The sequence below is a fragment of the Chamaesiphon sp. VAR_69_metabat_338 genome, from assembly GCF_031423935.1.
GTDB lineage: Bacteria > Cyanobacteriota > Cyanobacteriia > Cyanobacteriales > Chamaesiphonaceae > Chamaesiphon.
In genome coordinates, this window is the sequence record NZ_JANPGM010000055.1 from 1 (window position 1) to 7,693 (window position 7,693).

Below are 7,693 nucleotides of genomic sequence, written 5' to 3' on the forward strand. Positions count from 1 at the left end.
CTAGAAGTCTGAGCCATTAAAACGCAACGGGTCAATAGATCGATATCGAGGCTGGTAAGTTCGGAAATTTCACTACGCTCGATCTGGACATACCCATCTTCGCGAAGGCGATAAAGCTTAAATACGCCATCTTCCCACAACCAAACTTCCGGTATGCCTATTATTTGATAACGTTGCAACTTTTTGATACTGCCACTGGTAAACACGACTTCGATTGCCAGATCGGGTAGAGACTTAGATTCGCCAAAACAATAGGATTCATCAGCTTGTACTGAAACTTCTCCCTCCTGCTCCTGAGTCATCGAACCTGTCGGTTCAAACTCGATCTGGTTTTCTAGACAAAAGAGTCCGAGCAAAAAGCCAATGAGCCGACTAAACATCTCATGGCTGCGTCCCGGCATCAGAATTTCTAGAGTATGATGAGCATAGAATAATCGGATGCCATGAGATTGCGTAAAACCAGCCTGAATCAACTTGAACTGTTGCCAATTCAGATTGGGATAGGTAGTAACACGGTCTTCATCGATCGACCGTGGATAGAAGCGGGTCGCTGGTGTCATCACAATTTGCAGATCGCGAGAGTTCAGGCGTCGAATCTTCACGATCGACTACATTTAATATAGCCGCTTCAAGACGTAATCAGTGAGATCGGATAGGGCTTGGAGCGAATCTGATGGCGGTAATCCCTCGATCTGCCCTAGTGCTAGCTGGGCATGATGCTTGGCTAGTTCGCGCGATTTAGCAATCCCGTTACTACCCCGTACCAAGCTCAGCGCGGTCTCTAAATCCGCCTCACCTTCAAACTCAGTAGCAATCAGATCTACCAGTTGCGGATATTCCTGCATCGCATACAGGGTTGGTGCCGTGAGGTTGCCACTAGCTAAATCCGAACCGGCAGGTTTGCCCAGAACTTCATCGGAAGCTGTAAAGTCAAGAATATCATCGACAATCTGGAACGCTAGTCCTAGATTGCGCCCATACAGATACAATCGATCGCATATTGCTGTCGAGGCATCGCTGAGTAATCCCGCAGCTTTGGCACTATTGGCGAGTAAAGATGCCGTTTTGTAATAACTTTTCTCTAAATAAGCTTCGATCGAAAAATCGGTTTCAAATTGATTTAAGCCTTGCTGAATCTCGCCTTCAGCCAAGTCCATAATTACCTGAGAGAGCAGCTTCACTACTTCGAGGTTATCTAAGTTCGCTAGGTACCAAGATGACTGGGCAAACAGAAAATCTCCAGCAAGCACGGCAATTCGATTATCGAAGAGGCTATGCACTGTGGGGACACCCCTACGAGTTTCGGCGGTATCGACCACATCATCGTGGACGAGACTGGCCGTGTGAATCATTTCGGTGATTTCGGCAAGGCGGCGATGGCGGGCGGTAATCTCTGCCCCTGGCATGGTCGCGCGAGCGATCAGCAAGACAATTGCCGGACGCAACCGTTTGCCCCCAGCACCGAATAAATGTTCGGCAGCAGCGTATAAAATTGGGTGACGGGCACCGACGAGATTTTTGAGATTCTCCGTCAAAACTTGCAAGTCAGCTTCAACAGGAGTAAATACGGATTTCACTGAGGTCATCGATCGAGCGGCTCAGAGGGTGAGTTTACGAAAGTTTACATACATTCTAAGCTATTTTTCCTCTAGATAGGGAATTGCCGAGAAGGGATCGACTTTCGGGCATGAGAATTAAGCTGGAAATACATCTATGTTACTGAATTTTAGCCGATATCGATCGGTTCGGCAGCGATGGCTGAAGAGATAACGATCGGCTCGATAACTGTAACGGTCGATGCTGGGAGTGAGATTTGGACGACGCTGGGTGCTGCTGGCAGCCATTGAGTTGCCACCTGGGCAAATTGGGCAGGGTTGCCACTGACGACAAACTGGGTAGGGATTGCTGAGTGATGACTTTGAATGCCGAGGACATTGAGTTCTCGGGCTGCTGCCGCCACTACAGCCACCGCTGGATTGATGAACTGCACACTCATCGGCACAAATTGCCGCAATACTGGTTCGAGGTGTGGATAATGGGTACAGCCATAGACGAGGGTGTCGATCGATCGATCGAGTAATGGTTGGAGATACTCTTTAGCAATCGCTAACGTCTGGGGATCGTCGATGCGATTAGTTTCGATTAAGGGGACGAATTCCGGACAAGCGACTTGCCAGACTTGGGCAGATGGATTTGCTTCTTGAATCGCATGGAGATAAGCATTGCTGTTGACGGTTGCGGGCGTGGCAATTACGCCAATCCGCTGTCCGTGCAGCGCGGCAGATCTAGCCCCGGGCAAAATCACCCCGAGAATCGGGAGATCGTATTCAGCTCTGACCGTTTCTAGTGCCAGGGCAGAACTGGTATTGCAGGCGACGATCGCCATTTTTACCCCTTGCGACACCAGCCAGTCCAAGGTTTGGCGCGTAAATTGTAAAATCTCGGCGGCACTGCGGTTACCATAAGGAACTCGCGCTGTATCCCCAAAATATAGTACCGATTCATTGGGCAATTGACGATAGATCTCTTGCAAGACAGTCAATCCCCCCACACCACTATCAAAGACGCCAATTCTGACAATGTCTGCGGAGTACGGCTGCGGGATGGAAGTACATCGGTCTTGCATGTGTTTAAGAAGATCTAGTCAATATAAACGGTCGCTCGAAACTTAGTTACGCTCCTTGATGTACTGGACAATTCCTTTGGCAATAGCTTCGGCCATCACGCGCTGATACTCAGGATTGCGGAGCCGAGCAACTTCTGCTTCGCTAGTCAAATAACCAGTTTCGACTAGAATAGCGGGGATGGTCGATTTGCGCAAGACTAGAAACCGCGCCGAGCGAACGTGGCGATCGTTTAGGTAAAAACCATTTTTATTAACAAAGTCTAAGACCGTGCGGTGTACGGTTTCGGCAAAGGATTGGCCGATATTGTAGTGATATAGCTCCAACCCATTGACGTCGGGGCGATTGTCGATCGAGTTAGCGTGAATGCTGACAAATAAGGTCGCGCCCGCTTCTCTAGACATGCTAACCCGTTCGTCTAAACCGATAAAATAGTCGCCATTGCGGGTCATTTTGACAGCAATGTTTTGCTTTTCCAAGATCTCCGATACGCGCTTGGCGATCGGTAAAATCACATCGACTTCGCGCAAACCGCCCAAGCCAATGGCCCCCGAATCTTTACCCCCATGACCGGGGTCGAGCATCACCAACACGCGGCCATTGCTCGGACGTACTGAGGGTGAGGTATCTTGCTTGGGTGTCGGCCGGTAGGTAGGTGTCGTGCGGGGCACGGTAATCGGCACTGATTCTGGCGGACGACTGGCAATGCGACTACTACCGGCAATCGGCTGGAGGTAAACCCACCGGCTATCGAGGTATTGACGCACGATATCGACTTTGATCCCATCAGCACGCCGCACGACAACCGAGATATCGTCGCCTTGGGTGGTAATGGTCAAATAGCGTTGGGAATCGGCTGGAACTTGATATCCAGGGGCTAATTTTGCATTGGGAATGGTAATCCGATAGCTGTTGGTCGGGTTATCCCAGACGGTCGTATACTTGAGCTGAGTCCTACTTTGGCGATCGGCCTGTACCAAAATTCCCGTGCGGGTCGGATCGAGGGCGATATAGTTGACAGCAGATAGGGATGAGGTCGTGTTGATGACCGTTCTCGGTCGCGGCACTTGGGCGACGACGACTTGACCATTTTCATTAAAAACGGCAACTGAACCGACTGGTGCGCCGCGCGAAAAAGATTTGAGCGGTTGGGGGGTGGGCAGTTGCACCGACCACTGCTTGCTGGTACTGGCCTGAATCAGCACTTGTTGCGGGTCGATGCTATAGCCAGGATCGAGTTCTAACACCATCCGCGTGCGCTCGGGATCGACTTGACCGACTCGGAGGGATTTGATGCCATTGCTGAGTAATTGGGAGGATGTCGGCTGATTGAGTCTGGTATCTGGCAGATCGACGATCAATCTACTGGGGTTAGCCAGCATTTGGGCTTCAGGCTTCACTGCCGAATTAGTGCTAAAGTCAATCCGATTTTCGGTCGCATTATATTGCCATGACACGATTTCGGATGCTGTTGCCGGCAATGATACCGTTACGAAACTAAAAATACTGGGTAATAACCAGTTGTATCTCACAATACTTACTCCTATGAGGGGGACTATCGGGGCGAGTTCGGTCGGGGAGCGAGAGTGGGCAGCGTCGATCCGCGTTCGGGCACTGGAATAGACACGTACCAATCGATCGGATTTTCACCCGTAAATTGCACGCGCTTGGGATTGAGGGTGTATCCAGGTTGTAGCTCTAGTACTAGCCTAGTCGTACCACCATCAAATTGACCGACACGCAACGATCGAAAGTTACCCGTTAATTTTTGGGTAATTGTAGACTTGGGAAAACTAATTCCGGGCAGATCGATCACCAATCGCGTGGGATTGAATAGCATGACTGCTTTGGGCTGCACGCCAGCATCAGTCTTAAAATCCAATCTATTTCTACCCGCATCAAATTTCCACGATGCCAATTGACCGGCATCAGCGGGGACAGCTAGCAGACAGAAACTACAAACACTAAAGAGTAAAAATTGAAATCTCACTTCACTATATTCCATCCTTAAACAATAGATTTGCGCACTCACGCTTTGAACGGCTGCGCAGCAGTGACGGCAGCAACGATTTGGTTCGGGCAACAATCTTTTGTCGATCGCGGCCAAAATTAGATCCAAACAGTCCCGATTGGTTTCGAGAGTCGATGCTCGATCTCGATAACACTCAGTATCGATACTCCGTCACTTAAAGGTGTAGCCAAAGCTGGCTGGCACTTGCTCTAAGATGAATTTACATATCATATTGTTTCTGTTTGCTGCGAAAAATTAACATTATGGGACTCTTTGGTAAAGTACCATGATTTTGGCCTTTATGGGTTCAAAGTTAAGCTGCAAGTGGTCAAACGTCAATACCTAGCAGTCGCAGGTGCGATCGAGTTAAGTAGTTGGAATCGTATCTGTGACAGATTGGTAGCATCGCTCGATCGCGCTGGTAATATCTAACATCAAGATCTGGTGTCGAATAAATCCGACTACTAAATCGATATAGTAGTTCCAATCTAGCCAAGATGCTAAAGTCTAAGCTTAGAATTCCCTGATTTGGATTTTAATTAGCAAGATTGAGGCAGTGGACATAAATTTCATGCCAAATGGCTAGCATGGACGATCGATGCAGCGATCGACAGGGAATGCCAGTTCATACTTATTGTGAAACAGGGATCTAAATCTTCTGCCAGCATTGGTTGCTAATTCCAGGTTAAGGGGATTTTAATTTTCCCTCTAGCTGGCAAGCCTCAAGCAACAGCAGCACGAGTGTAAAAGATCGTGCGGAGCGATCCCTGGCAAGCCGATCCGATCGAGTTGCGGTAACGATCGTGGTAAATAATAGTAAAGCTATTGCCGCAAACAGCCGATTCCGTAACTATCCGGTCGGGTTTTTCTGTAATATAGGAATCGATAACATTAAGAAGATCCCATTGTCCCGATCTCGATCGGCATACTTGACAGTGAAGATCGCTGTCCACACACTGCCGCAGCTCTAGGAGAAGGATCATAGTGAGCGATTTTCCACAGGAAGGGCGATGCCAACAACGATCTGTTTTGAGCGATTTATTGCAGCAAATGCCGCAACTGAGATCGCACTTGTACTTTAAATCTTCGCTGACGGCTCTATCCCACGCAATGGAAGATCGGGTATTGGCTGGAACAGATCGACCATTACTCATCGCCAGTTTTCAGCAAGAAAAGTTTTATCGGCAGGAAGCGCATCGCTATCGACGGTTGGGAGAAATCAGCGACCAAGTTTACGTCCTCGCCGCCCCAGAGACGGAATTTAGCGATCTGACCTCAGAATACGAACTCATTCCTTTCGGTCAAACCGACGCGCTGACGTCCGAATGGCATCTCATCGCGATCGGTGCCCAATCTTCCGCCTGTTTGATCTGTCGCGAAAAATTCGTGCCGCCATCGGATATCCCCGTTCTGCCCGAAATTGATGCATCGCGGCGGTTTGAGGGAATCTGGGCTTTCGATCGCCAGGTGACGATCGCCGCAGCGCATATCTTACTCGATCGGATTAAGGGCTATCGTCCCGATTTGGCCGCTAAAATCGCTCAGGCCAAGCAAGAATACCTCGTTGCCGTCCCGACTATTCCCCAAGACCATTCGGCCAGTGCCGACGCCTTCGTGCAGCGACTGGTGACATATTTGCAAGCACGGCAATATAAATTACTCAAAGCCTATCGATCGATCGAAGAAAAAGAAGAACGGGAACGATTAGTCAACACGATTACCGGCGCAATTCGCCGCTCCCTCAATTCAGCAGATATTCTCCAAGTAGCCGGACAAGAAATCGGTAAAGCTACTGGTGTCAGTCGGTGTTTGATCTATCAATACAGCAAGGACGAACGCGCCGTCACGATCGCTCATGAATATGTCGCCGATCCCAGTGTTAATTCCCTCGTCGGCAAAAGTTGGAATCTTACTGACAATCCGATCTTCAAAGCGGTCGTCGCCACCCACGAATCCACCTCATTGGCGGAAGTGACGATCTCCAAAACCTGGCAGCGCACCTTGACTAGACTCGGCATTACCGATTGGTCGATCGTCCCCGTGTTGCATCAAGATCGGCTGCTCGGTGCGATCGAATTACATCAACACTGCTCGTCGCCATTGCCGTGGTCGGACGATACGATTAATTTGGTCGAAGCGATCGCGACCCAAATCGGCAGTACCCTCATTCAAGCCGAATCCTATACCAATTTAGAATATCTCAATCAACAGCTCGAAGCCCTCGATCGCACTCGTGCCAATCTCGTCGCCATTACCGGACACGAACTGCGCACACCCCTATCGACGATCCAAGTCTGCCTGGAGAGTCTAGCCACCGAGCCAGATATGTCTCCCGAACTGCGTCAAGTGATGCTCAATACCGCCTTGGGGGATGCCGAGCGGATGCGCAAGCTCGTGCAAGATTTTCTGACCCTCTCCCAGCTCGAAAGCGGTCGGATTCAATGGCATCCCGAGCCACTGTCCCTCGAAGAATGTATCGATCTGGCCTTGAGCGGCCTGAATACCCGTCGCTACAATGGCGATCTACCCAAAATTGTGGTGAATATTCCGGCAGATCTGCCCTTCGTCCGGGCGGATGGGGAATGGTTGGTCGAAGTCCTCACGAAGCTCTTGGATAATGCCTGCAAATTTACGACTGGTAAAGATCGAATTAGTATCGAAGCCCACAAACGGAAGACGATGTTGGAAGTGATTGTCGCCGATACCGGACGCGGCATTGCACCCGAACTGCTCCAAATGATTTTTGAACGCTTTTATCAAGCTGAAGGTTCGCTCCGGCGTACTGCTGGCGGTACGGGATTGGGGTTGGCAATCTGTCGGCAAATCGTCACCAGTTGGGGTGGCGAAATTTGGGCGGAGTCTACGGGCAAGGATAGTGGCAGTAAGTTTCACTTTACTGTACCGTCGATTTAGCTTAAGTAATCACCTGAAGCTGCGAACCACTATTTGTCTTCCGCACTTCAATTCTAGTTTGAAAAGCCTCCCGAAACTGCGGCATGTGTGTCACCGCCAAAATACAAGCAAAATCCTCAGAAATTGCATTAATTGCGGCAATTAA

At 49.6% G+C, this 7,693-nt stretch carries 6 protein-coding genes; 1 reads left to right on the top strand and 5 read right to left on the bottom strand.

Going from position 1 to position 7,693, the window contains the following annotated elements; all coding sequences use genetic code 11:
* The 5 genes from RMO84_RS01725 to RMO84_RS01745 form a co-directional block, all read right to left on the bottom strand.
* Positions 1-560, bottom strand: a 560-nt coding sequence (locus tag RMO84_RS01725) for a Uma2 family endonuclease (RefSeq protein WP_396135741.1), incomplete at its 3' end; no start/stop codon positions are given.
* A 54-nt stretch (positions 561-614) separates the two neighbouring features.
* Positions 615-1,586: a solanesyl diphosphate synthase gene (gene sds, locus RMO84_RS01730; protein WP_310486733.1), complete on the bottom strand. Its 972-nt coding sequence runs from the start codon at positions 1,584-1,586 to the stop codon at positions 615-617.
* Positions 1,587-1,726: 140 nt separating this feature from the next.
* Entirely contained in the window at positions 1,727-2,626 is a 900-nt protein-coding gene (gene murI, locus RMO84_RS01735; RefSeq protein ID WP_310486734.1) for a glutamate racemase, read from the bottom strand.
* Positions 2,627-2,668: 42 nt separating this feature from the next.
* Positions 2,669-4,156 carry an N-acetylmuramoyl-L-alanine amidase gene (locus tag RMO84_RS01740; protein ID WP_310486735.1) on the bottom strand — a complete coding sequence of 496 codons (1,488 nt, stop codon included), beginning with the start codon at positions 4,154-4,156 and terminating at the stop codon, positions 2,669-2,671.
* Between the two features lie 23 nt (positions 4,157-4,179).
* The gene (locus RMO84_RS01745) at positions 4,180-4,629 is read right to left on the bottom strand and encodes an AMIN domain-containing protein (RefSeq protein WP_310486736.1); all 450 of its coding nucleotides are present in this window, start codon (positions 4,627-4,629) and stop codon (positions 4,180-4,182) included.
* 990 nt (positions 4,630-5,619) lie between these two features.
* Here RMO84_RS01745 and RMO84_RS01750 point away from each other — a divergent pair.
* Positions 5,620-7,548, top strand: coding sequence for a DICT sensory domain-containing protein (locus RMO84_RS01750; RefSeq protein ID WP_310486737.1), 1,929 nt, complete (start codon positions 5,620-5,622; stop codon positions 7,546-7,548).
* Positions 7,549-7,693 lie beyond the last annotated feature (145 nt).

Excerpts from the sequence above, each read along its gene's own strand:
- sds (WP_310486733.1), bottom strand. The coding sequence starts at position 1,586 with ATGACCTCAGTGAAATCCGTATTTACTCCTGTTGAAGCTGACTTGCAA.
- murI (WP_310486734.1), bottom strand. The coding sequence starts at position 2,626 with ATGCAAGACCGATGTACTTCCATCCCGCAGCCGTACTCCGCAGACATT.
- RMO84_RS01745 (WP_310486736.1), bottom strand. The coding sequence starts at position 4,629 with ATGGAATATAGTGAAGTGAGATTTCAATTTTTACTCTTTAGTGTTTGT.